Annotated in this window: 21 protein-coding genes and 1 pseudogene; all 22 read left to right on the top strand. The window is 71.5% G+C overall.

All coding sequences use genetic code 11. From position 1 onward, the window contains the following. Positions 1 to 17: 17 nt before the first annotated feature. The 22 genes and pseudogenes from ACLIBK_RS01775 (at position 18) to ACLIBK_RS01670 (ending at position 24,948) form a co-directional block, all read left to right on the top strand. Positions 18 to 1,664, top strand: coding sequence for a ribonuclease J (locus ACLIBK_RS01775; protein ID WP_415385481.1), 1,647 nt, complete (start codon positions 18 to 20; stop codon positions 1,662 to 1,664). Positions 1,665 to 1,667: 3 nt separating this feature from the next. Next, positions 1,668 to 1,925 (top strand): DUF1467 family protein, encoded by a 258-nt coding sequence (locus tag ACLIBK_RS01770; RefSeq protein WP_415385480.1) that lies wholly within the window; start codon positions 1,668 to 1,670, stop codon positions 1,923 to 1,925. Positions 1,926 to 2,349: 424 nt separating this feature from the next. Then, complete coding sequence (gene proS, locus ACLIBK_RS01765; RefSeq protein WP_415385479.1) at positions 2,350 to 3,657, top strand: proline--tRNA ligase; 1,308 nt, start codon at positions 2,350 to 2,352, stop codon at positions 3,655 to 3,657. Next, a complete protein-coding gene (locus ACLIBK_RS01760) occupies positions 3,657 to 4,910 on the top strand; it encodes a lipoprotein-releasing ABC transporter permease subunit (RefSeq protein ID WP_415385478.1) in 1,254 nt (417 codons plus the stop codon). The genes proS and ACLIBK_RS01760 overlap by 1 nt, the downstream gene beginning before the upstream one ends. Continuing rightward, positions 4,903 to 5,589, top strand: coding sequence for an ABC transporter ATP-binding protein (locus ACLIBK_RS01755; protein ID WP_415385477.1), 687 nt, complete (start codon positions 4,903 to 4,905; stop codon positions 5,587 to 5,589). The genes ACLIBK_RS01760 and ACLIBK_RS01755 overlap by 8 nt, the downstream gene beginning before the upstream one ends. 73 nt (positions 5,590 to 5,662) lie before the next feature. Then, positions 5,663 to 9,094, top strand: coding sequence for a DNA polymerase III subunit alpha (gene dnaE, locus ACLIBK_RS01750; RefSeq protein ID WP_415385476.1), 3,432 nt, complete (start codon positions 5,663 to 5,665; stop codon positions 9,092 to 9,094). Positions 9,095 to 9,337: 243 nt separating this feature from the next. Then, positions 9,338 to 10,084, top strand: a pseudogene (gene rpsB / locus ACLIBK_RS01745) (30S ribosomal protein S2); the annotation flags it as partial. 253 nt (positions 10,085 to 10,337) lie between these two features. Further along, a complete protein-coding gene (gene tsf, locus ACLIBK_RS01740; RefSeq protein WP_415385475.1) occupies positions 10,338 to 11,249 on the top strand; it encodes a translation elongation factor Ts in 912 nt (303 codons plus the stop codon). Positions 11,250 to 11,353: 104 nt separating this feature from the next. Beyond that, positions 11,354 to 12,073: a UMP kinase gene (pyrH, locus tag ACLIBK_RS01735; RefSeq protein ID WP_415385474.1), complete on the top strand. Its 720-nt coding sequence runs from the start codon at positions 11,354 to 11,356 to the stop codon at positions 12,071 to 12,073. 10 nt (positions 12,074 to 12,083) lie between these two features. Further along, a complete protein-coding gene (gene frr / locus ACLIBK_RS01730) occupies positions 12,084 to 12,659 on the top strand; it encodes a ribosome recycling factor (RefSeq protein WP_415385473.1) in 576 nt (191 codons plus the stop codon). Between the two features lie 28 nt (positions 12,660 to 12,687). Continuing rightward, the gene (gene uppS, locus ACLIBK_RS01725) at positions 12,688 to 13,428 is read left to right on the top strand and encodes a polyprenyl diphosphate synthase (protein ID WP_415385472.1); all 741 of its coding nucleotides are present in this window, start codon (positions 12,688 to 12,690) and stop codon (positions 13,426 to 13,428) included. Continuing rightward, positions 13,429 to 14,289, top strand: a complete 861-nt coding sequence (locus tag ACLIBK_RS01720; RefSeq protein WP_415385471.1) for a phosphatidate cytidylyltransferase — start codon at positions 13,429 to 13,431, stop codon at positions 14,287 to 14,289. Further along, positions 14,286 to 15,452 (top strand): 1-deoxy-D-xylulose-5-phosphate reductoisomerase, encoded by a 1,167-nt coding sequence (dxr, locus tag ACLIBK_RS01715; RefSeq protein ID WP_415385470.1) that lies wholly within the window; start codon positions 14,286 to 14,288, stop codon positions 15,450 to 15,452. Before ACLIBK_RS01720 ends, dxr begins: the two co-directional genes overlap by 4 nt. 25 nt (positions 15,453 to 15,477) lie before the next feature. Next, positions 15,478 to 16,593 carry an RIP metalloprotease RseP gene (gene rseP / locus ACLIBK_RS01710; protein ID WP_415385469.1) on the top strand — a complete coding sequence of 372 codons (1,116 nt, stop codon included), beginning with the start codon at positions 15,478 to 15,480 and terminating at the stop codon, positions 16,591 to 16,593. A gap of 131 nt (positions 16,594 to 16,724) precedes the next feature. Continuing rightward, complete coding sequence (bamA, locus tag ACLIBK_RS01705; RefSeq protein ID WP_415385468.1) at positions 16,725 to 19,067, top strand: outer membrane protein assembly factor BamA; 2,343 nt, start codon at positions 16,725 to 16,727, stop codon at positions 19,065 to 19,067. A gap of 20 nt (positions 19,068 to 19,087) precedes the next feature. Then, positions 19,088 to 19,879 (top strand): OmpH family outer membrane protein, encoded by a 792-nt coding sequence (locus ACLIBK_RS01700; protein ID WP_415385467.1) that lies wholly within the window; start codon positions 19,088 to 19,090, stop codon positions 19,877 to 19,879. Between the two features lie 4 nt (positions 19,880 to 19,883). Further along, positions 19,884 to 20,939 carry a UDP-3-O-(3-hydroxymyristoyl)glucosamine N-acyltransferase gene (gene lpxD, locus ACLIBK_RS01695; RefSeq protein WP_415385466.1) on the top strand — a complete coding sequence of 352 codons (1,056 nt, stop codon included), beginning with the start codon at positions 19,884 to 19,886 and terminating at the stop codon, positions 20,937 to 20,939. Further along, positions 20,936 to 21,415, top strand: coding sequence for a 3-hydroxyacyl-ACP dehydratase FabZ (gene fabZ, locus ACLIBK_RS01690; RefSeq protein ID WP_415385465.1), 480 nt, complete (start codon positions 20,936 to 20,938; stop codon positions 21,413 to 21,415). The genes lpxD and fabZ overlap by 4 nt, the downstream gene beginning before the upstream one ends. Beyond that, a complete protein-coding gene (lpxA, locus tag ACLIBK_RS01685) occupies positions 21,412 to 22,245 on the top strand; it encodes an acyl-ACP--UDP-N-acetylglucosamine O-acyltransferase (RefSeq protein WP_415385464.1) in 834 nt (277 codons plus the stop codon). Before fabZ ends, lpxA begins: the two co-directional genes overlap by 4 nt. Beyond that, positions 22,242 to 23,126, top strand: a complete 885-nt coding sequence (locus ACLIBK_RS01680) for an LpxI family protein (RefSeq protein WP_415385463.1) — start codon at positions 22,242 to 22,244, stop codon at positions 23,124 to 23,126. The genes lpxA and ACLIBK_RS01680 overlap by 4 nt, the downstream gene beginning before the upstream one ends. Next, on the top strand, positions 23,123 to 23,524 hold the full coding sequence (gene gloA, locus ACLIBK_RS01675) for a lactoylglutathione lyase (RefSeq protein WP_415385462.1): 402 nt from the start codon (positions 23,123 to 23,125) through the stop codon (positions 23,522 to 23,524). The genes ACLIBK_RS01680 and gloA overlap by 4 nt, the downstream gene beginning before the upstream one ends. After that, positions 23,524 to 24,948, top strand: coding sequence for a YcjX family protein (locus tag ACLIBK_RS01670; protein WP_415385461.1), 1,425 nt, complete (start codon positions 23,524 to 23,526; stop codon positions 24,946 to 24,948). Before gloA ends, ACLIBK_RS01670 begins: the two co-directional genes overlap by 1 nt. Positions 24,949 to 24,965 lie beyond the last annotated feature (17 nt).

Genomic DNA, 24,965 nt, shown 5'->3' with positions numbered 1-24,965 from the left:
CGAACGATCGAGAAAACATGCCCGCTACTTCCGGAGACCTCGCCCTGATCCCGCTCGGCGGGACCGGGGAGATCGGCCTCAACCTGAATGTGTACCGTTGCGGCGAGGACCTGCTCGCCGTCGACTGCGGCATCGGTTTCGGCGGTTCCGACAGCCCCGAGGCCGAGGTTATGGTGCCCGACGCCACCTGGCTGGCCGAGCGCAAGGACCAGCTGCTCGCCCTGGTGATCACCCACGCGCACGAGGACCATCTGGGCGCTGTGGCGCACCTGTGGCCGCAGCTGCGCTGCCCGATTTATGCCAGTCCCTTCGCTTCGGCCGTGCTGCGGCGCAAGCTCGGCGAGGCCGGGCTGCTGCAGCAGGTGCGGCTGCACACCGTGTCGTTGGGCGGCGCCTTCGAGCTGGGTCCCTTCGGGCTGCAGTTCCTGCGGGTGACGCACTCGGTGCCGGAATCCCAGGCCCTGGTGCTGCGGACGCCCTTCGGGACGGTGCTGCACACCGGCGACTGGAAGCTCGACCCCACCCCGCTGCTGGGCCAGCCCACGGACGAGGCGGCCTTCGAGGCGCTGGGCCGCGAGGGCGTGCTGGCCATGGTCTGCGACAGCACCAACGCCCTGGTGGACGGCCATTCCGGCAGCGAGGCCGAGGTGCTCGACGCGCTGACGGAGCTGTTCGGCGAGCTGAAGGGCCGCATCGCCGTCACCTGCTTCGCCACCAACGTGGCGCGGCTCTACGCCATTTCGCAAGCGGCGATGGCCAATGACCGGCAAGTGGCGCTGTTCGGCCGCTCGCTGCGCAACGCCGATGCCGCGGCGCGGGAAGCGGGCTACCTCAAGGACGTGCCGCCCTTCCTGACGGAGGAGGAGGCCGGCTTCCTGCCCGACGACGCGTTGGTGATCGTGTGCACCGGCAGCCAGGGCGAGCCCCGTTCCGCCCTGTCCAAGATCGCCGCCGACACGCATCCGCAGATCTCGCTGGGGGAGGGCGACACCGTCATCTATTCCTCCCGGCAGATCCCCGGGAATGAGCGGGCGATCAGCCGGGTGCAGGACCAGCTACGCCGCGCCGGCTGCCGCGTGGTGACCGCGGATGAGCGTCCGGTGCACGTGTCCGGCCACCCCGCACGGGACGAACTGCGCAAGCTCTACGCGCTGGTCCGGCCGCGCTTCTCCGTGCCGGTGCATGGCGAATGGCGTCACCTGGAGCAGCATGCGTCCCTGGCGCGCGAGGCCGGGGCCGAGCCGATCCTGATCGAGGATGGCGACGTGCTGCGCCTGTCCGGCAATCGGCCCTCGGTGGTGGAATCCGTGCCGACCGGCCGCCTGGCGGTGGATGGCGACAGGCTGCTGCCGCTGGAAGGCGGCGTCCTCGCGGCACGGCGGCGCATGCTGTTCAACGGCGTGGTGGTCGCCTCGCTGGCGGTGGACGGGGATGGGCGCGTGGTGGGGGAGCCGATGGTGTCCGCCCCGGGCCTGTTCGAGCACCTGGACGCGGAGCCCGGGCAGATCGCCTCCGAGCTGGCTCGGGCCGTGGGCGACCTGCCCAGCAACCTGCGGCGGGACGACGATCCGCTGCGCGAGGCGGCGCGGACGGCGCTGCGGCGCGCCCTGGGACGGCGGCTGCGCAAGCGTCCGATGGTGGATGTTCACCTGCTGAGGGTCTGAACCATGGGCTGGTTCACCGGCTTCGTCGTGTTTTTCCTGGTCTGGTGGACCGTGCTCTTCGCCGTGCTGCCGATCGGCGTGCAGCCGGCCACGGGCCAGGACCTCGCGGGCGGCTGGCAGGGGCCGCCGAAGCAGCCGCGGCTGCTGTGCAAGGCGGCCGTGACGACGGTGGTGTCGGTGGTGCTCTGGTTCGGCATTTACCTGCTGGTGCAGAGCGACTGGCTGTCCTTCCGCTCCGGCTGGCTGGCAATGCCCGATTAATAGGCATAGGGTCCAGTTTTTCACCAGGCCTGCACAGGAGTTAGGAAATTCCGGTCCGGCTGCCGCTTTTTGCGGCTTCTAATCTGCGTTTTCGCGTTGTGAGCCGGACCGTGTGCCGTCACATTCACATCCAGGAAGAGGGCTGGTCCTCTTCCTGCCGTGTGACTGGCGTTTCCTCCCTAAACTCGGGCCGTACCCTGCATGGGTACGGCCCATTTCTTTGTTAGCGTCCTCGTTGCCTCGGCGCAAGAGATTTGCTGCGGCCCAGCGCAGGAAATCTTCAGCTTCTTCTGATAAAGCGGCGAACCGAGTTATTTTATTGCGTGACGCCGCGGCGTCGCCGGGCCGCTTCCCCCAGCCGTGCGAGCCTCCTAGGTTGCGCCGCTCCGAAGCCCTGCCGCACATATCCTGGGAGACTGCTCGCTTGCGCCTGTCCCGCGCCTTCCTGCCCACGCTGAAGGAAACGCCCGCCGAGGCGCAGATCGCCTCCCACCGGCTTATGCTGCGCGCCGGGATGGTGCGGCAGACCAGCGCCGGCATCTACGCCTGGCTGCCGCTGGGCCTGCGCGTGCTGCGCAAGATCGAGAACATCGTGCGCGAGGAGCAGGGCCGGGCGGGAGCCCAGGAGATCCTGATGCCGACGATCCAGCCGGCGGAGCTATGGCAGCGTTCCGGCCGCTACGACGACTACGGCAAGGAGATGCTGCGGCTGCGCGACCGGCACGACCGCGAGATGCTGTTCGGCCCGACCAACGAGGAGATGGTCACCGACCTCTTCTCCTCCTTCGCCAAGTCCTACCGGGACCTACCGCGCAACCTGTTCCACATCCAGTGGAAGTTCCGCGACGAGGTGCGGCCGCGCTTCGGCGTGATGCGCGGCCGCGAGTTCCTGATGAAGGACGGCTATTCCTTCGACCTTTCGCCCGAGGCGGCGCGGCATTCCTACCGGCAGATGTTCGTGGCCTACCTGCGCACCTTCGCGCGGATGGGGCTGAAGGCCATCCCGATGCGGGCGGATACCGGCCCGATCGGCGGCGACCTCAGCCACGAGTTCATCATCCTGGCCGAAACCGGCGAGAGCCAGGTCTACCTGCATCGCGAGCTGCTGGACTTCGATCCGCTGGCGGAAAGCCCGGACTACGCCGGCGACCTGACGCCGCAGGTGGAGTTCTGGACCCGCCGCTACGCCGCGACGGAGGAGCTGCACGATGAGGCCGCCTGGAACGCGGTGCCCGAGGCCGACCGCGTCGCGGCGCGGGGGATCGAGGTCGGGCACATCTTCTACTTCGGCACCAAGTACTCGGCCTCCATGGGCTTCCAGGTCGCGGGACCGGACGGCAGCCCGGTGACGCCGGAGATGGGCTCCTACGGCATCGGCGTGTCGCGGCTGGTGGCCGCGGCCATCGAGGCCAACCACGACGAGGCCGGCATCAAGTGGCCGGACGCCATCGCGCCGTTCAAGCTGGCGATCCTCAACCTCAAGCCCGGCGATGCCGCCTGCGACGCGCTGTGCGAGCAGCTCTACGCCGCGCTGCCGGACGACGCCGTGTACGACGACCGCGGCGAGCGCGCCGGGGCCAAGTTCGCCGATGCCGACCTGCTGGGCTATCCCTGGCAGGCGGTGATCGGGCCGCGCGGGGCAGCCGCGGGGCGGGTGGAGCTGAAGCGCCGCGCCACCGGCGAGCGGCAGGAGCTCTCGCTGGACGACGCCCTCGCGAAGCTGCGCGGCTGATGTTCGGCGGGTTCGAGCGCGCCGTCGCCTTCCGCTACCTGCGCGCCCGCAAGGGCGAGCGCTTCGTGTCGGTGATCGCCATCTTCTCGCTGGTCGGCATCGCGCTGGGCGTGGCGACGCTGATCATCGTGATGAGCGTGATGAACGGCTTCCGGCAGGAGCTGCTGGGCCGCATCCTCGGGCTGAACGGCCACATGGGGGTGCTGTCCGCGGCGAGCGGCCCGCTGCCGAACTTCGACGAGATCGCGGCCAAGATCCGCGGCGTGCCGGGGGTGGTAGTGGCCACGCCCATCGTGGAAGGGCAGGTGCTGTTCACCTCGGAAGCCGGCGGTGCCTCGGGCGGACTGGCGCGCGGCATCCGGCCGGAGGACCTGCGGAACCGGCACATCATCGCCGACAACCTGCGCGGCGGCAGCCTGGAGCGCTTCGGCGGGCAGGACACCATCGTGGTCGGCTCGCGGCTGGCGCAGAAGCTCGGGCTGGCGGTGGGCGACCGCATCACGCTGGTGTCGCCGCAGGGCCGCGCCACCGTGGTGGGCACCGTGCCGCGGCTGCGGTCCTACGAGGTGGTCGCCCTCTTCGAGGCGGGCATGAACGAGTACGACAGTTCCTACGTCTTCATGCCGCTGGAGGCCGCGCAGATATACTTCCAGATGCGCGACGCCGTGTCGCAGGTGGAGGTCTTCGTGCGCGACCCCGACCGGGTGGCGGCGGTGGCGCGCGACATCTACCGGGCGCTGGAACCCACGCGCGTCCGCATCCTGGACTGGCAGAGCGCCAACTCGTCGTTCTTCAACGCGGTGCAGGTGGAACGCAACGTCATGTTCCTGATCCTGACGCTGATCATCGTGGTGGCCGCCTTCAACATCGTGTCCTCGCTGATCATGCTGGTGAAGGACAAGGGGCGGGACATCGCGGTGCTGCGCACCGTGGGCGCCACGCGCGGCGCCATCATGCGGATCTTCCTGCTCTGCGGCGCCAGCGTCGGCGTCGCCGGCACGCTGATCGGCTTCCTGCTCGGGGTGGTGTTCTGCGCCTATATCGAGAACATCCGGCAGCTGCTGCAAAGGCTGTCCGGCACGGAGCTGTTCAGCCCGGAGGTCTACTTCCTGACCAAGCTGCCCGCGGTGGTGAACCCGCACGAGGTGGCGCAGGTGGTGCTGATGGGGCTGGGCCTGTCGCTGCTGGCCACGCTGTACCCGTCCTGGCGCGCGGCGCGCACGGACCCCGTGGTGGCGCTGCGCAATGAGTGACGCCGCCATCCCGCTGCGCCTCGCCGCCGTGGAGCGGCGCTTCCGCACCGAGGCCGGGGAGCTGCCGGTGCTGCGCGGCGTGGAGCTGTCGCTGCGCGCAGGGGAGATCGTGGCGCTGGTGGCGCCGTCCGGCACCGGCAAGTCTACTCTGCTGCACCTCGCCGGGCTGCTGGAACGGCCGGACGGCGGCGAGGTGTTCATCGCCGGCCAGGCCGCGGGGTCGCTGGACGACGCCGCGCGGACGGCGCTGCGCCGCGGCACGATCGGCTTCGTGTACCAGTTCCACCACCTGCTGCCGGAGTTCACCGCCGAAGAGAACATCGCCCTGCCGCAGATGGCGGCGGGCGTGGACCGGCGCACGGCAACGGAGCGCGCCCGGACCCTGCTGGCCAGCTTCGGGCTGACGGGGCGGGAAGCGCATCGCCCCGGGCGGCTCTCGGGCGGCGAGCAGCAGCGCGTGGCCATCGCCCGCGCCCTGGCCAATGCCCCGCGCATCCTGCTGGCCGACGAGCCCACCGGCAACCTGGACGTGGCGACCTCGGACCGGGTCTTCGCGGAGCTGCTGGACGCCGTGCGGGGCAGGGGGCTGGCGGCGCTGATCGCCACCCATAACCCCGAGCTCGCGGCGCGGATGGACCGGGTGGTGACGCTGCGCGACGGGGTGCTGGTGGAAGGCTGAGCGCGGGTCCCGGCCGGCGCGGGGCGGCCATGACGGCCCGCCCGAATCGGCCGGCGGATGCTATATCCCTCCCATGCGCGGCGACTTCATCCACCTGCACGTCCATTCCGCTTATTCCCTGGCCGAGGGGGCGATCAAGGCGGACAAGCTGCCCGCCCTGGCCAAGAAGCACGGCATGCCCGCCGTGGCCCTCACCGACACGGCCAACATGTTCGGCGCGCTGGAATTCGCCCAGTACGCCACCAAGGAAGGCGTGCAGCCCATCATGGGCTGCCAGCTCTGGCTGGCCCGCGGCCCGTCCGAGGACCGTCCCGACCCGACGCGCATCCAGCCCGACCCGGTGGTGGCGCTGGCGATGGACGCGGCGGGGCTGGGCAACCTCCAGCGGCTGTCTTCGCTGGCCTGGATGGGCGAGGACCCCTCCGGCCGCCCCTGCGTGACGCTGGACCAGCTACGCGAGCTGAACGGCGGGCTCACCCTGCTGACCGGCGGCACCAAGGGCCCGCTGGCGCGGCTGCTGTTGGAAGGCCGGCGCGAGCCCGCCGAGCAACTGCTGCGGGCGCTGCACGAGGCCTTCGGCGACCGGCTGGCGGTGGAGCTGACGCGGCACGGCGCCGACCGCGACCGCCTTTCGGAACCCGGGCTGCTGGCCCTGGCGGATGCGGTCGGGGTGCCGATCGTGGCGGCCAACGACGTCCATTTCGCCGAGGCCCGCATGCACGAGGCGCACGACGCGCTGCTCTGCATCGCCAATGGCCGCACCCTGGCCGAGCCGGACCGGCCGCGTTGCACCCCGGAACACTGGTTCAAGTCGGCCGAGGCGATGCGCAAGCTCTTCGCCGACCTGCCGGAAGCCTGCGACAACACCCTGGCCATCGCCCGCCGCTGCGCGGTGATGGCGGAAACCCGCAAGCCCGAGCTGCCGATCTGTCCCAAGGTGCAGCCTGGCATGACCGAGGCCGAAACGGTGCGCGACATGGCCCGGCGCGGGCTGGAAGCGCGGCTCGACGCCCAGGGCACGGAAGACCGCGCGGTGTACCGCGACCGCCTCGCCTTCGAGCTCGACGTGATCGAGAAGATGGGCTTCGCCGGCTACTTCCTGATCGTGGCGGACTTCATCCAATGGGCGAAGTCGCAGGACATCCCCGTCGGTCCCGGGCGCGGTTCGGGCGCCGGTTCCGTGGCGGCCTGGGCGCTGCAGATCACCGACCTCGACCCGCTGCAGTTCGGCCTGCTGTTCGAGCGCTTCCTGAACCCCGAGCGGGTGTCGATGCCGGACTTCGACATCGACTTCTGCCAGGACCGCCGCGACGAGGTGATCCAGTACGTCCGCCGCGAGTACGGCGAGGACCGGGTCGGCCAGATCATCACCTTCGGCCGATTGCAGGCCAAGGCGGTGGTGCGCGACGTCGGCCGCGTGATGGGCATGCCCTACGGCCAGGTGAACCGCATCGCCGAGCTGATCCCCTTCAACCCCGCTAAGCCGGTGTCGCTGCAGCAGGCGCTGGACGGCGAGCCGCGCCTGCAGGAGATGCGCAAGGCGGACGAGAACGTGTCCCGCCTGATGGACACGGCGCTGGAGCTGGAAGGGCTGTTCCGCAACGCGTCCACCCACGCCGCCGGCGTGGTGATCGGGCGCAAGCCGCTGATCGACATCGTGCCGCTGTACCGCGACCCGCGCTCGCCGGACCTCGTGACGCAGTACTCGATGAAGTACGTCGAGAGCGCCTCGCTGGTGAAGTTCGACTTCCTGGGCCTGAAGACGCTGACGGTGCTGCAACGCGCGGTGCAGCTGCTGGCCAAGGAAGGCGTCACCGTGGACCTCGCGCGCATCCCGCTGGATGACGCGAAGACCTACGAGATGCTGGCGCGGGGCGACGCGGCCAGCGTGTTCCAGTTCGAATCGCAGGGCATGCGCGACGTCCTGCGCCTGATGCGCCCCGACCGGTTCGAGGACCTGATCGCGGCGGTGTCGCTGTACCGCCCGGGGCCGATGGCCAATATCCCCGCCTACTGCGCCCGCAAGCACGGCGAGGCGTGGGACGCGCCGCACCCCAAGATGCGCAAGCTGGTGGAGGAAACCTACGGCATCCTGGTCTACCAGGAACAGGTGATGCAGATCTCGCAGGAGCTGGCGGGCTACTCGCTCGGCGGCGCCGACCTGCTGCGCCGCGCCATGGGCAAGAAGAACCGCGCCGAGATGGAGGCGCAGCGCAAGATCTTCGTGGACGGCGCGGTGAAGAACGGCGTGCCGGACAACAAGGCCGGCGAGATCTTCGACCTGATGGAGAAGTTCGCGGAATACGGCTTCAACAAGTCGCACGCTGCGGCCTACGCCCTGGTCGCCTACCAGACCGCTTGGCTCAAGGCGAACCACCAGGAGGAGTTCCTGGCCGCCTCCATGTCGCTGGACCTGGGAAACACCGACAAGCTGGCCAACCACATGCAGGAGGCCTCGCGCCTCGGCATCAAGGTGCTGCCCCCGGACGTGAACCTGTCCGAGGCGGAGTTCACCGTGGAGCGGGTGGGCGAGAAGAAGGCCATCCGCTTCGCCCTGGCCGCGGTGAAGCGCGTCGGCATGGGGGCGATGAAGGACCTCGTCGCGGCGCGGGACCAGGGCGGGCCGTTCCGCAGCCTGACGGAGTTCGCGGCGCGGGTGGACCCCAAGCTGCTGAACAAGATGCAGCTGGAGAACCTGGCCCGCGCCGGCGCCTTCGACTCCCTGGAGCGCAACCGCGCCCGGCTGTTCCTGGGCGCGGAGGCGGTGCTGCGGCGCGCCCAGTCCTCCGCCGGGGAGCGCAACAGCGACCAGATCGGCCTGTTCGGCGCGGAACCGGCCGAGGCCGCGCCGCTACGGCTGCCGGACGCCCAGGACTGGCCGCAGCTGGAGAAGCTGTCGCAGGAAGCGGAGGCGGTGGGCTTCCACCTCTCGGCCCACCCGCTGGATTCCTACAAGGAGGCCTTGGGCAAGCTGCGCGTGACGCCCATCGCCCGCATGACGGAGGCGGCGCGGCGCGGTGCCGGGCGGCTCAAGCTGGCGGGCACGGTGGTGGGCACCAAGGAGCGCACCACCAAGACCGGCAGCCGCATGGCCTGGGTCCGCATCTCCGACCCCTCGGGCAGCACGGAGGTCACCTGCTTCTCCGAGGTGCTGTCCAAGTGCCGGGAGCTGTTCAAGGAAGGCAACGCCGTGGTGTTCACCGCGGAAGCCCGGATGGAAGGTGACGCCCTGCGCCTGACCGCCGGGGACTGCGAGTCCCTGGACAAGGCGGCCGCTTCCGTCGGCACCGGCATCCGCGTCTTTATCGGCGAGGAGCAGGCGATCGAGCCGGTGTCGCAGGTCCTGGCCCGGGAAGGCCGCGGCAAGGCGCGGGTGGTGCTGGTGCCCCGGCTGGACGACATGCGGGAGCTGGAGATCGCCCTGCCGGGCCTGTGGAACATCTCGCCCCGGCTGACCCAGGCGCTGCGGATGCTGCCGGGCGTCGAGGACATCCAGGCGGCCTGACCAGCCGGACGGGGTTCACGCCGGGCGCGGGGAAGGGGCTTCCGGCGCCCCCCGCCGACCTTGCATCGGCGCCCCTCCTATGCCATTTGCCCCCTGTCGCCGCCGGGGCCCTCCCTGGCGGCGGCAAATCCGCACGCGGCGCGCCCTTCCGAGATAAGCGGCAAGGGTCCGGTCCCCCGGTTTCGGGGGTTCAGCGCCGCGGAGGCTCAACCGGACTTCATTCGGAAGGAAAGGATTCGCCCCATGGCGATGCCGGAAGTTTCCCTGCGCGGCCTGCTCGAGGCCGGCGTCCACTTCGGTCACCACACGCGCCGCTGGAACCCGCGGATGGCGCCCTACATCTTCGGCGTCCGCAACCAGGTCCACATCCTCGACCTGCAGCAGACCGTGCCGATGATGGACCGCGCCCTGCGCGCCGTGCGCGACGTGGTCGCGGCCGGCGGGCGCGTGCTGTTCGTGGGCACCAAGAAGGCCGCCGCCGAGTACGTGGCGGAAGCCGCGACCCGCTGCGGCCAGTACTACGTGAACCACCGTTGGCTCGGCGGCATGCTGACCAACTGGAAGACCATCACCGGTTCCATCAAGCGCCTGAAGCAGATGGAAGTGCAGCTGGTCGGCGACACCCAGGGCCTCACCAAGAAGGAAGTCCTGATGCTGACGCGCGAGAAGGAGAAGCTCGAGCGCGCGCTGGGCGGCATCAAGGAGATGGGCGGCCTGCCGGACATCATCTTCGTAATCGACACGGTCAAGGAGAAGCTGGCGATCGAGGAGGCCAACAAGCTCGGCATCCCCGTGGTCGCGGTGTGCGACAGCAACGCCGACCCGCAGGGCGTGGCCTACCCGATCCCCGGCAACGACGACGCGATCCGCGCGATCAACCTGTACTGCGACATGGTCGCCGGCGCGGTGTTCGACGGCATCTCGGCCGAGCTGCAGGCCTCGGGCGTGGACCTGGGCGCGCAGGAAGAGCTGGGCGACGACGTGCTGCCGCTGGACGGCGACGACGCGCTGCCGGCCTCCCCCGCGGACGTGGCCTCCACCGACGGCGTGGGCATCTTCGCCGAGAGCGTGCCGGACACGCTGGGCGGCGCTTCCGTGTCGGCCGGGCCTTCCCTGCCGACCGCGCAGTCCAGCGACTCCGCTGGGCTGGACAATGAATCCCTCGAAGCGATGGTGCAGAACGATCGCGACGACGGCAGCTCGGCCGGCAAGGTCTGAGCGCCGAGAGAACCGGAGAAGAGCGATGGCCGAGATCACGGCATCCCTGGTCCGTGACCTGCGCGAGAAGACCGGCGCGGGCATGATGGACTGCAAGAAGGCCCTGGTGGAGAGCGGCGGCGACATGGAAGCCGCCGTGGACTGGCTCCGCAAGAAGGGCCTGTCCGCCGCCGCCAAGAAGTCCGGCCGCGTCGCCGCCGAAGGGCTGGTGGCGGTGGCCTCCGCCGCGAACCGCGCCGCCATGGTGGAGGTCAACGCCGAGACCGACTTCGTGGCCCGCAACGAGCAGTTCCAGGACTTCGCCACCCAGGTGGCGAAGCTGGCGCTGGACGCCGGCGAGGACGTGGAGGCCATCAAGGCGGCCGCCTATCCGGGCGGCGAGGGCACGGTGGCCGACAAGCTGACCGCCCTGATCGCCACGATCGGCGAGAACATGTCGATCCGCCGCGCCAGGGTGCTGAGCGTGTCGCAGGGCGCGGTCGCCACCTACGTCCACAACGCGGTGAAGCCCGGCCTGGGCAAGATCGGCGTGCTGGTGGCGGTGGAAGGTGCGTCCGAGGTGGACGCGCTGGAAACCCTGGGCCGGCAGGTCGGCATGCACGTGGCGGCCACCCGCCCCGAGGCGCTGGACGTGGATGCCGTGGATCCCGCCGCGCTGGAGCGCGAGAAGGCCGTGCTGAGCGAGCAGGCCCGCGCCTCCGGCAAGCCCGAGAACATCATCGAGAAGATGGTCGAGGGCCGCATCCGCAAGTACTACGAGGAAGTGGTGCTGCTGGAGCAGGTCTGGGTGCATGACGGCGAGACCCGCGTGCGCAAGGTCGCGGAAAAGGCCGGCGCCAAGCTGAGCGGCTTCGCCCGCTTCCAGCTCGGCGAGGGCATCGAGAAGCAGACCGGCGACTTCGCCGCCGAGGTTGCGGCCGCCGCGGGCGTGGGCTGAAGCCCCGCGCTTCGGCCTGACGGTTCGCCGCCGGTTCCGGGAGGCTCTTGCCCGGGCCGGCGGCGCGCGACTAGTTTTCTTCCCTGATCGGAAACGCCCCACGGATGTCCAGGCCACCCTATAAGCGCGTCCTGCTCAAGGTGTCCGGCGAGGCGCTGATGGGCACGCGCGACTACGGCCTGGACACTGCCATGCTGCGCACCATTGCCGAGGACGTGCGCGGCGCGGTGGCACTGGGCCTGGAAGTCTGCATGGTGATCGGCGGCGGCAACATCTTCCGCGGCATCGCTGGCGCGGCGTCCGGCATGGACCGGGTGCAGGCGGACGGCATGGGCATGCTGGCCACCGTGATGAACGCCCTGGCGATGCAGAGCGCCCTGGAAAAGGCCGGCGTGGTGACGCGGGTGCAGAGCGCGATCCCGCTGGCCAGCCTGTGCGAGCCCTTCATCCGCCGGCGGGCGATCCGCCACATGGAGAAGGGCCGGGTGGTGATCTTCGCCGCCGGCACGGGCAACCCCTTCTTCACCACCGACACGGCGGCGGCGCTGCGCGCGGCGGAGATGAGCTGCGACGCGCTGTTCAAGGGCACGCAGGTGGACGGCGTGTATTCCGCCGATCCCCGCAAGAACCCGAATGCCGAGCGCTACGAGACGCTGACCTACCTGGACGTGCTGTCGCGCGACCTCGGCGTCATGGATGCCGCCGCGATCTCGCTGGCGCGCGAGAACAAGCTGCCCATCATCGTCTTCAACATCCACGAGCCGGACGCCTTCACTGCCGTCATGAGGGGCGAAGGTCGCTTCACGACGGTCGTGGAGCACTGAGGGAAACGCCATGGCCGCCGCCCCGCCCGATTTCGGCACGCTCAAGAAGGATCTGACCCGCCGCATGGACGGGGCGCTGGAAACCCTCAAGAAGGAATTCTCCGGCCTGCGCACCGGCCGCGCCAGCCCGGCGCTGCTGGAGCCGGTGCGGGTGGAAGCCTACGGGTCCAACCAGCCGCTGAGCCAGGTCGCCACCGTGTCCGTGGCCGGGCCGGGGCTGCTGTCCGTGCAGGTCTGGGACAAGAGCGTCACCAAGGCGGTGGAGGTCGCGATCCGCGACGCCAATCTCGGCCTCAACCCGCAGGCCGAGGGCCAGGTGATCCGTGTCCCCCTGCCGCCGCTGACCCAGGAACGGCGCAACGACCTCGCCAAGCAGGCCGCCCGCTATTCCGAAGCCGCCAAGGTGGCGATCCGCGGCGTGCGCCGCGACGGGATGGAGCAGGTGAAGGGCTGGGAAACCAAGTCCGAGATTTCCAAGGACGACGCCAAGCGCTGGTCCGACGAGATCCAGAAGCTGACCGACCAGTACGTGAAGAACATCGACGCCGCCCTGACCGACAAGGAAAAGGACATCCGGTCCGTCTGACAGGCAGCGCGGGGGTGGACCGGCGCCGATGAGCGCGGTTCCCGAACAGGTCTTCGCCGGTGCACCCGTGGTGCCCGTGCATGTCGGCATCATCATGGACGGCAATGGCCGCTGGGCCACGGCGCGCGGCCTGCCGCGGGCCATGGGCCACCGTGCCGGGGCGGAAGCCGCCCGCCGCGCCATCGAGGGTGCGGCCCGGGCCGGCGTGGGGTGGCTGACCCTTTTCGCCTTTTCCTCGGAAAACTGGCGCCGGCCGGAGCCGGAGGTGCGGGAGCTGACCGGGCTGCTCGGCCACTACCTGCGGCACGAGGTGTCGCAGCTGGTGCGCGACGGCGTGCGGCTGCGGGTCATCGGCGACCGCGGCCGCTTCGGCCCGGACACCGTGGAGGCCATCCACCAGGCCGAGGCGCGCACAGCTGCGGGCACGCGGCTGAACCTGAACGTCGCCCTGTCCTATGGCGGGCGGGCGGAGATCGCCGCGGCCGCCCGGGCCATCGCCCAGGCTGTGGCGGCAGGGCGTGTTTCCCCGGCCGAGGTGGATGAGGCGCTGCTGGAGCAGCACCTGGCCACCTCGGGCATTCCCGACCCCGACCTGGTGATCCGCACCTCCGGGGAACAGCGCCTGTCCAACTTCCTGCTCTGGCAGTCCGCCTATGCCGAACTGGTGTTCCTGGACGTGCTGTGGCCCGACTTCACCGGGGCGCACCTCGTGACCGCGATCGAGGAGTTCAGCCGCCGCGAGCGCCGCTACGGCGCCCGGCTGGGCTAGATGACGGCCGCAGCCCCCACGCAGCCGGAGGCGAAGCGCTGGCGCGACCTGCGCAAGCGCTTCCTGTCGGCCCTCGTGCTCGGCCCCACCGCGCTGCTCTGCGTGTGGCTGGGCTCCGACCCCTTCACCTTGCTGATGGCAGCCTGTGTCGGCGTGCTGGCCTGGGAATGGGTGCACCTTTGCGGCATGCGGACGCGCGCGCTGCCCGGGGCGGCCGTGCCGGTCACCGTGTTCGTGGCGGGGGCGCTGGCCGTGGTGGAACGTCCCGGCTGGAGCTGGACGGTGCTGTTGATCGGCTTCCTGCTCGCCTGGGGCGGGGCGCGCTATGCCCGCTGGCGATCCGGCGTGCCGCGGCAGCCCGCACTGCTGCTGGCGCTGGGCGTGCTCTATATCGGCGTCGCCGGCCTTTGCCTGATCGAGCTGCGGCACGACAACGCGGCCGGGCGGGCCAACGTGCTCTTCCTGCTCACGGCCGTCTGGGCCAGCGACATCGGCGCCTACATGGCCGGCCGCATCCTGGGCGGCCCGCTGCTCTGGCCCAGCGTTTCGCCCAACAAGACCTGGTCGGGCTCGGCCGGCGGCCTGCTGCTGGCGATGCTGTGCGGGATGGGCATGGCGGCGGCGATGGCGCCGGGCTCGCTGGCGCGGGCGGCGGCCTTGGCCGCGATCCTGGCCGTGGCGACGCAGGCGGGCGACCTGCTGGAAAGCGCCATCAAGCGACACTTCAAGGTCAAGGACACCTCCAGCCTGATTCCCGGGCATGGCGGGTTGCTGGACCGGTTGGACGGGCTGCTCGCGGCGGCCCCCGCGGCGGCGCTGCTGGCGGCGGCGGTGGGGTACGGAGTTCCCTTGTGGCAGTGACCCGACGCGTTTCCGTCCTGGGCAGCACCGGCTCGGTGGGCCGCAGCACCCTGGCCCTGCTGGATGCCGCCCCGCCCGGGACCTTCGCCGTGGAGGCGCTGGTGGCCGGCCGCGACGTGGCGGCCCTGGCGGAACAGGCCCGGCGGCTGGGCGCCGCCACGGCGGTGCTGGCCGACGAGGCCGGGCTGCCCGCGCTGCGCGAGGCGCTGGCGGGAACCGGCATCAGCTGCGCCGCCGGCGCGCGGGCGGTGGAGGAAGCGGCGTCCCGCCCGGTGGACTGGACCATGGCGGCCATCGTGGGCGCGGCCGGGCTGCGCCCCACCCTGGCGGCGCTGGGGCATGGGGGCACGCTGGCCCTGGCCAACAAGGAATCCCTGGTCTGCGCCGGCGCCATCGTGCTGCGCGCCGCGGCGGCCTCGGGGGCCACGCTGCTGCCGGTGGATTCCGAGCACAACGCCATCTTCCAGGCCCTGGACGCCCGCCAGCCCAGCCAGCCGGAACGCATCATCCTGACCGCCTCGGGCGGGCCCTTCCGCAACGCCAGCCTGGAGGAGATGGCGGCGGCGACGCCGGAGCAGGCGGTGCGCCACCCCGTCTGGAGCATGGGCGCCAAGATCAGCGTCGACAGCGCCACGATGTTCAACAAGGGGCTGGAGATCATCGAGGCGGCCCAGCTGTTTCCCGTGCCGCCGGATCGGATCGACGTCCTCGTCCACCCGCAATCGGCGGTGCACGGGCTGGTGCAGTACAGCGACGGCTCGCTGCTGGCGCAGCTCGGCACCCCCGACATGCGCACGCCCATCGCCTATGCCCTGGCCTGGCCGGCGCGCATGGAGGTCGCGGTGGCCCGGCTGGACCTCGCGGCGCTCGGCCGGCTCGACTTCTTTCCCCCCGACCCCGTTCGTTTCCCCGCGTTACGGCTGGTGCGCGAAGCCTTGTCCGCGGCCGGGGGGGCGCCCACCATCCTCAATGCGGCGAACGAAGTGGCCGTGGAGCGCTTCCTGGCCCGGCGCCTGGGCTTCCTGGACATCGCCCGCGTGGTGGAAACCACCCTCGACACCCTGGGTGCGCCCGCGGCGGATGATCTGGATGCCGTGCTGGCCCTGGACGGCGAAGCGCGGGACGTCGCCCGGCAGGTCGCGGATCGCCTCGCCCTGAACTGAAACATCTCTCGCTCGGGAGCTTCTCTTGGACGCCCTGCTGGCCTCGCTCCGCACCCCGGTCGCCTTTCTGGTGGTCCTGGGAGTGCTCGTTTTCGTGCATGAGGCCGGGCATTACCTCGCCGCCCGCTGGCGGGGCGTGCATGTGGAACGCTTCGCCATCGGCTTCGGCCGGCCCCTGGCGCGCTGGACGGACCGGCGCGACACCAAGTGGCAGATCGGCTGGCTGCCCCTGGGCGGCTACGTGAAGCTGCACGGCCAGGAACAGCCGGGCGACGTGGACCCCGAGATCCGCGCCACCTGGAAACCCGGCCAGACCTTCCATGACAAGCCCGTGCTGGACCGCGCCCTCGTGGTGGCGGCCGGCCCGGCGGCCAACTTCCTGCTGGCGATCCTGTTCTTCGCCGTGCTGTTCGTGGCCGTCGGTCGGCCGGTGGCCACGGCCACGGTGGGCAGCGTGGTGGCCGGCAGCGCGGCCGAGCGCGCCGGCGTGCTGGCGGGCGACCAGATCACCGGGCTGGACGGCCAGGCCATCGGCCGCTTCGAGGAAGTGCAGCGCTACATCCAGCCGCGCGCGGGCGTGCCGGTGCAGATGCAGCTGCGCCGCGAGGGCCGGGAGCTGTCGCTGCCCATCACCCCCGATTCCCGCGCCCGCGGCGAGGGCACGCCGCCGGTGGGCGTGCTGGGCATCGCCGGCGGCGCGCCGGTGTTCGAGCGCGTGGACCCCTTCACCGCGGTGGTGGCGGGCGTGACCCACACCGCCGACATTTCCTGGCAGACCCTGGCGGGGGTCTGGCAGATGATCACCGGCCAGCGCGGCACGGAGGAGCTGGGCGGGCCGCTGCGCATCGCGCAGCTGTCCGGGCAGGTCGCGGAGCTCGGCATCGCCAGCCTGATCACCTTTATGGCGGTGCTGTCGATCAACCTCGGCCTGATCAACCTGTTCCCGATTCCCGTGCTCGATGGCGGCCACCTGCTGTTCTACGCGGCCGAGGCGATCCGCGGCCGGCCCCTGCCGCCGCGCTTTCTGGACTATGGGCTGCGGGCGGGACTCGCGGTACTGGCCGCGCTGTTCCTGTTCTCTACCTGGAACGACCTGTCGCAGCTGGGGGTGGTCCGCTGGATCACCGGCGCCGGCGGCTGACCCGGCACGGGGCAGGGCGCCCGGCGGCCGGGACGGGGTTGGCGCGGGCGGGGGCTTGCAGCTAGGTTGCCGCGGCCCTACGGCTCCCCCCACGGGAGCCACCCGGGACACGACGGCACGGAACCTCGACTTTGCACGCCACACGCGCCCTGCTCCTCGCCGCCACCTGCCTGGTTCCGGTCCTCGTGCCGAACCCGGCCGACAGCCAGCCGCGGCGCGGTGCCGCCCCGCCTGCCGCTGCCCCGCGCCGGGCCGATACCGGCACGGTCCAGGGCATCGACGTGACGGGCAACCAGCGCATCGAGGCGGACACGATCCGCTCCTACATGCTGCTGCAGCCGGGCGACGTGTTCGAGAGCGACCGCCTCGACCGCAGCCTGCGCACCCTCTACGCCACCGGGCTGTTCCGCGACGTCCAGGTCGCCCGCCAGGGCAACCGCATCGCGGTGACGGTGCGCGAGAACCCGATCGTCAACCGCGTGGCCTTCGAGGGCAACCGCCGCCTGTCCGACGACGTGCTGCGGCCGGTGGTGCAGCTGCGGGAACGCTCGGTTTTCACCACCCAGGCGGCCCAGACTGACCGCCAGCGCCTGCTGGAACTCTACGCCCGCCGCGGCCGCTTCGCCGCGACCGTGGAGCCCAAGATCATCGAGCTCGACCAGAACCGCGTCGACCTGGTGTTCGAGATCACGGAGAACGCCTCGGCGCTGGTCAGCCGCATCAACTTCGTCGGCAACACCGCCTATTCCGACAGCCGCCTGAAGGAAGTGGTGGCGACGCGCGAGGCGGCCTTCTACCGGCCCTTCTCCTCCTCCGACACTTATGACCCCGAGCGGCTGAACTTCGACCGCGAGCTGCTGCGCCGCTACTACCTGCGCCAGGGCTACGCCGACGTGCAGATCACGGCAGCGACCGCGGAGCTGGCGCCCGACCGCTCCGGCTTCTTCGTCACCTACACGGTGGACGAGGGCCGCCGGTACCGCGTGGCCAAGGTCGACGTGACCTCGCAGCTGCGCAACGTGCCCGCCGACGCGCTGCGCGGGGCCGTGGATTTCTCCTCGGGCGATTGGTACGACGGGGAGGCGGTGGAGCGTTCCACCCAGGCGATCCAGGACGCGGGCAACCTGCGCGGCGCGCCCTTCGTCGAAGTGACGCCGCGCATCGAGCGCAATCGCGACGCCGGCACGGTGGACATCACCTTCGACGTGCAGGAAGGCCAGCGCCTCTACGTCGAGCGTATCGAGATCACCGGCAACACGCGCACCCAGGACCGGGTGATCCGCCGCGAGTTCCGCATCGCCGAGGGCGACGCCTTCAACGCCGCCCAGGTCCGCCGCACGCGGCAACGCATCCGCGACCTCGGCTACTTCAACGACGTGGCCATCACCACCGCGCCGGGCTCCGCGCCCGACCGTATCGCGCTGGGCGCCGCCGTGTCCGAGCGGGCCACGGGCGAGATCAGCCTGGGCGGCGGCTATTCCACGGATGCCGGCGCGCTGGCCGATATTGGCCTGCGCGAGCGCAACCTGCTCGGCACCGGCATCGACGCGCGCATCAACGCCACCATCGCGCAGCGGCGCTCCTCGCTGGACACCTCCGTCACGGACCCGTCCTTCCTGGACCGCAACCTCGCGGTGGGCGCGGACGTGTTCTACGTGACGCGCGACCTGCGCGACTACTCCGGCTACCAGGAGCGCCGCTACGGCTTCGCGCTGCGCGCCGGCTACGAGTTCAACGAGTACCTGCGCCAGTCGCTGACCTACACCCTGTCGCAGCGGAACGTGTTCAGCGTCGATCCCGACGCGTCGCGCTACATCAAGGAACAGGAAGGCCGGACGCTGCTGTCGCAGATCGGGCAGACCCTGACCTATGACCGCCGGGACTCGCGCCTGGATCCGCACAGCGGCTACGTGGTGCGGATCGGCACCGACGTCGCCGGCCTCGGGGGCGAGGCGCGCTACGTGCGCGGCCGCCTGGACGGGTCCTACTACCTGCCCTTCGAGCGGCTGCTGGGGGACTCGAACTACGTCCTCGCGATCTCGGCCGGCGCCGGCTACCTGGCGCCCTGGGGCGGGCGGCGCGAGCTGATCGTGGACCGCTTCTTCCTGGGTGGCGAGAACCTGCGCGGCTTCCAGGTGGCTGGCGCGGGTCCGCGCGACCTCAGCGCCGGCTCCAACCAGGACGCGCTGGGCGGGCGCCTGCTGCTGACCCAGTCGACCGAGTTCCGCTTCCCGCTGCCGATCCCCACCGAGCTGGGCATCACCGGGCGCGCCTTCGTGGATGTCGGCTCCCTCAGCCAGGTCCGCGCCGGCCCGGGCGTGGTGGACGAGGCATCGCCCCGCGTCGGCGCCGGCGTGGGCGTATCCTGGAACAGCCCTTTCGGCCTGATCAACCTCGACTTCGCGGCCCCGGTGGTGAAGAAGTCCTACGACGAGACGCAGGTGTTCCGCTTCGGTTTCGGCACACGCTTTTGATCTGAGTTGGAGTGATGACGATGAAGGCGCGTACCGCGTTCGCGGCCCTTGCGGTCCTGCTACCGACCATCCCGGCGACGCTTCATGCCCAGGCGCAGCAGGGTGGGGAATGGTTCGTGCCCAACCAGCCCCGGCCCGCCCAGCCGCCCGCGCCGGCGCGCCCGGCACAGGCCCCCGCGCGTCCGGCGCAGCAGGCGCAGCGCCCGGTGCAGCCCAACCCGGCGCCGCTGGCGCCCGGGCAGCAGCCGCCCGACGCGGTGATCGGCATCGTGGACGTGCCGGAGGTGCAGCGCAGCTCCACCGCCTTCAACACGGTGCGCGAGGAAGTCGAGCGCCGGCGGCAGCGCCTGAACGACGACCTGCAGCGCGAGCAGGCGCGCTGGCGCGACGCCCAGACGGCGCTGCAGAACGACCGGCCCAACCTCCAGCCCGAGGCGCTGCGCACGCGCGAGCGGCAGCTGCAGGAACAGATCACCGAGAGCCAGCGCGTGTTCCGCGACCGCTCGCGCGGCATCGAGCAGGCGGCCCAGGCGGCGCTGCAGGAAATCGAGCAGGCGCTGGCGGTGGTGATCCGGCAGGTGGCGGTCAGCCGCAAGGTCAACATCGTGCTGCCGCGCCCGCTGGTGATCTTCAACGACCCGCCCTTCGACCTGACGGACGAGATCAGCCAGCAGCTGAACCGCGTGCTGCGCAACGTCACGCTGGCGGCCGAAGGCGCAGCACCGGCTGCCGCGCCGGCCGCCGCTGCCGCCCCGGCCGCGCCGGCACGGCCGGCGGCTGCGCCACAAGGCCAGCAACAGCGCCGGAACTAGGCCCTTGGCGGCGGATCCCCGCTTCCACCCGGCCTCCGGTCCCTTCACCCTGGGGGACATCGCGAAGCGGGCCGGCCTGCAAGGGCCGGCCGAGGCGGAGCGCCTGTTCCGCGGGGTGGCGCCGCTCTCGGAAGCCGGGCCGGACGAGGTGTCCTTCGCGGAAGGCCGGCGCAACGCCGATGCCCTGCGCGCGACCCGCGCCGGGGCCGTGCTGGTGTCGGCCGCCCTGGCGCCGGAGGTTCCCGGCGGCACCATCGCGCTGGTGACCCCGTCGCCGCAGCTGGGCTTCGCCCGCGTCGCCGCCGCCTTTCATCCTCCGGCCAGGCCCAAGGGCGGCATCCATCCCACGGCGGTGATCGCCGCGGATGCCATGATCGGCGAGGACTGCGAGATCGGCCCCTATGCCGTGGTGGGGGAGGGTGCCGTGCTCGGCCCCCGCTGCATCCTGGGGCCGCACGCGGTGGTGGGTGCGGGCTGCGTCTTCGGGGCCGATGGCCACCTGCACGCCCATGCCTCCGCCCAGTTCTGCGTCGCGGGCGACCGCGTGGTGCTGCACGGGGGCGCCCGTGTCGGCAATGAGGGCTTCGGCTTCGTGCCGGACGACGCCGGCGGCTTCGTCACCGTGCCGCAACTCGGGCGCGTGGTGCTGGGCGACGGGGTGGAGATCGGGGCCAATGCCTGCGTCGACCGCGGCGCAGCCGGCGACACGGTGCTGGGCGCCGGGACGCGGCTGGATAACCTCGTGATGCTCGGACACAACGTCCGCACCGGGCGCGGTTGCGTGGTGGTGGCGCAGGTGGGCATCTCCGGCTCCACCGTGCTGGGCAACCACGTCACCGTTGCCGGGCAGGCGGGGCTGGCCGGGCATCTCAAGGTGGGCGATCGGGCGCGGATCGGCGCGCAGGCCGGCGTGCTGTCCGACATTCCGGCGGGGATGGACGTTTTCGGGACTCCCGCCATACCGGTGCGGGAAGCTTTCCGGGCGGCGGCGACGTTGCGAAAACTGGCGGCCGGGCGGTTCAGGAGCGGCCGGCGCGATGGGACGGACGAGACGGAATGAGCGGGCAGGGCGAAGCGCCGGCCGAGGGGCATAGCCTCGGTACCTTCGACATCGCGCAGATCATGGAAGCGATCCCGCATCGCTACCCCATGCTGCTGGTGGACCGGATGGTGGAGGTGGTGCTCGGCCAGAGCGCCGTCGGCATCAAGAACGTCACCATCAACGAGAACTTCTTCCAGGGGCACTTCCCCCGCCATCCCGTGATGCCCGGCGTGCTGATCGTGGAAGCCATGGCGCAGACCGCCGGCGTGCTCGTGGTGGAAACCCTGGGCAAGCGGGCGGAAGGCCTGCTGGTGTATTTCATGAGCGTGGAGAACGCGAAGTTCCGCCGCCCCGTGGTGCCCGGCGACCAGCTACGCATCCACGTGGTCAAGGAACGCAGCCGCGGCAGCGTGTGGAAGTTCAACGGCGTCGCCAAGGTCGACGGCGTGGTCGTGGCCGAGGCCACCTATACCGCGATGATCGTGGACAGGTGAGCGTGGCCGAGATCCATCCGACCGCGATCATCGCCGCAGGCGCGCGCCTCGGGCAGGGGGTCCGCGTCGGGCCCTGGTGCAGCGTGGGGGCCGACGCCGTGCTGGGCGACGGCGTGCAGCTCGTTTCCCACGCGGTGGTGGACGGGCACACGACGCTGGGCGAGGGCGTAACGCTGATGCCCTTCGCCTCCGTCGGCCTGCCGCCGCAGGACCTGAAATACAAGGGCGAGCCGACCCGGCTGGAGATCGGCGCACGCACCGTGCTGCGCGAGCATTCCACCGTGCACCGCGGCAGCGTCGGCGGCCACGGGCTGACCCGCGTCGGCGCCGACTGCCTGATCATGGCCTGCGCCCATGTGGGCCACGACTGCACCCTGGCCGACCACGTGATCCTGGCCAACAACGTCATGCTCGGCGGGCATGTCGAGATCGGCGACACCGTGTTCGTGGGCGGCGGTGCCGCGGTGCACCAGTTCGTCCGCATCGGCCGGCAATCGGTGATCGGCGGCATGAGCGGCGTGGAAGCCGACGTGATCCCCTATGGCGCCTGCCTGGGCGACCGGGCGCGGCTGACCGGGCTGAACCTGATCGGCCTGAAGCGACGCGGCTTCGACCGCGCCCGCATCCACGCCCTGCGCGCAGCCTTCCGGTCGCTCTTCGCCGCCGAAGGCGTGTTCTCGGACCGCTTGGCCCAGGCACGCAACCGCTGGGGCACCGATCCGGCAATGGCCGAGATCCTGAACTTCATGGCGGTGCAGAGCCGGCGCGGGCTGATGCGCGCCCGGACCCACGCTGTGGTCGAGGACGAGGCGGGCGGAGAGGCCGGGTGAGCGAGGCCCCCGCGCCGCTCGGCATCTTTGCCGGCGCGGGATCGTTGCCGCTCCGGGTCGCCGCGGCGGCCGCGGCCTCGGGGCGCGGCGTCCGCGCGGTGCTGCTGCAGGGCTTCGCCGAACCGGAGCCCTGGTCGGCGCATCGCTCCATCACCCTGCGCCTCGGAGCGCTCGGCTCCGCCATCGAATGGCTGCGCGGGGAAGGGGTGCGGCAGCTCGTGCTGGCGGGCCATGTCCGGCGCCCCTCCATGCTGTCGCTGCGGCCGGACATTGCCTCGGCGCGCTATCTCGCGCGCATCGGGGCGCGGGCCTTTGCCGGGGATGACGGGCTGCTCTCGGCCATCCGCGACGTTTTGCGGGAGGAAGGCTTCTCGCTGATCGGCCCCAACGCCGTGCTGACGGACCTGCAGGTGCAGCCGGGGCTGCTGTCCCGCGCGGCGCCGGACGCGGCCACCCTGGCGGACATCGCCCGCGGCGTGGCGGTGGTGCGGGCGCTGGGCGCGCTGGATGTCGGGCAGGCCGCGGTGGTGCAGCAGGGGCTGGTGCTGGGCGTCGAGGGCGTGGAAGGCACCGATGCGCTGCTGGCCCGCTGCGCCGCCCTGCGCCGGGACGGTCCGGGCGGCGTGCTGGTGAAGCTGGTGAAGCCCGGGCAGGACCGCACCCTGGACCTGCCGGCGCTGGGCCCGGCCACCGTGCAGGCCGCCGCGGATTCCGGCCTGGCCGGCATCGCCTTTGAGGCGGATGGCGCGTTGCTGGTGGAGCGCGAGAAAACCGTGCGCCTGGCCGATGAGCGCGGCGTGTTCCTCCTGGCGATGCGCCCGGCGGACCACATGCCGCCCCAGGGGCCGGCCGGACCCACCAGCAGCGGAGAGCAGCGATGAGCACCCAGGGCCGTTTCCTTCACACCATGATCCGCGTGGGGAACCTCGACCGCAGCATCCGCTTCTACACGGAACTGCTGGGCATGCGGGAGCTGCGCCGCAGCGACGTGCCGGCCGGCCAGTACACCCTGGTGTTCCTCGGCTACGGCGAGGGCAACAAGGAGAATGGCGGCGAGATCGAGCTGACCTACAACTACGGCGTCGAGACGTACGAGATGGGCAACGCCTTCGGCCACCTCGCGGTGGGCGTGCCCGACGTGGCCGCCGCCTGCGATCTGGTGCGGCAGGGTGGCGGCAAGGTGGTACGGGAAGCCGGGCCGGTGAAGCACGGCACCACGGTCATCGCCTTCGTGGAAGACCCCGACGGCTACAAGATCGAGCTGATCCAGCGGCCCTGATGGCGACCGACCCGCTCGGCATCCTGGCGGAGGCGCCCCGGCGCCTGCTGTCGGATGCCTGGGTGGGCGCGGGGGATGCGGCGCGCTCGCTGGCCGGGCGCGACCGCGTCCGGCTGGCCGTCACCGGCCTGTCGCGCGCCGGCAAGACGGTGATGCTGACCTCGGCGGTGGCGAACCTGCTCGCCTCCGGCCAGCGCGCCCGGACGCTGCCGGCGCTGGAAGCCATCGCGGGCGGCCGGCTGGTCTCCGTGCTGCCGGTGCCGGCGGGGACGGAAACCACGCCCCGCTTCGACGCCCTGACCTACCTGGACGCGCTGGCGGCGGAACCGCCGCGCTGGCCCGAGCGGACGGAGGACCTGTCCACCCTGTCCCTGGCGCTGACGCTGCGCCGGCGCAACTTCTGGGGGCAACTCCTGCCGGACCGGCAGGTGGTGCTGGACCTGCTGGACTACCCCGGCGAATGGCTGCTCGACCTGCCCATGCTGGGCGGCAGCTTCGATAGCTGGTCGGACGCCACCCTGGCGCGGCTGCGGCGATCGGCCGACGTGCCGCCGGTGGCCGCCTTTCTCGCCTTCGTGGAAGCCCTGCCAGCGGCCGTTTCCGCCGAGGAAGCGCTGACCCGCCGCGGCTGGACCCTGTACCGCGACGCGCTGCGGCACGGGCGGGACGTGCTCGGGCTGCGCTTCCTGCAGCCGGGGCGGGCGCTGAACCCCGGTCCGCGCGGCGAGGCGCCGCTGCTGTGGTTCTTTCCGCTCCCCCCCGCGGTGCGCGGCGGCGCCCTGGGTGCCCTGCTGGGCCGGCGGCACGACGCCTACCTGGACGACCAGCGGCGGGAGTTCTTCGAGCCGGTGTTCCGCCGCTTCGACCGGCAGGCCGTGCTGGTGGACGTGCTGGGCGCCCTGCATGCCGGCCGCGCCGCCTTCGAGGACACGGCCGAGGCGCTCGCCGCCATTTCCGGCGCGCTGCGCTACGGCGGCTCCTGGCTGGACCGGCTGACGGGGGCCGGCGTATCCCGCGTCGCCTTCGCCGCCACCAAGGCCGACCACGTGCCGGAGGTGTCGCGCGACGCGCTGACGGGGTTGCTGTCGGACCTGGTCGCGGGGCCCAAGGCCCGTATCGGCAGCGCTGGCGCGGCGATCTCCGTGCACGCCCTGGCAGCCGTGCGCTGCACGGAGGAGGCGGTGGCCGAGCGCGACGGCCGCCCGGTTCCCGCCGTGCGCGGCGTGCTGCTGGACAGCGGCCGCTGGGCCAAGGTGGACCCCGGCGTGGTGCCCTCGCGCCATCCCGGGGAGGGCTACTGGCGCGCCAGCTTCTTCGAGATGCCGGTGTTCCGCCCGCCGGTGCTGGAGCCCGGCGGCGCTTCGGGCGTTCCGCACCTGGGGCTGGACGCGGTGCTGGCCGCGCTGATCGGGGACCTGCTGTGAGCGACACCACACCGCGC

This window comes from Roseomonas sp. BN140053, from assembly GCF_047690175.1.
Lineage (GTDB): Bacteria > Pseudomonadota > Alphaproteobacteria > Acetobacterales > Acetobacteraceae > Roseomonas.
Note: the sequence above shows the minus strand (reverse complement) of the source record. Positions and strands in the feature narration are given on the sequence as shown.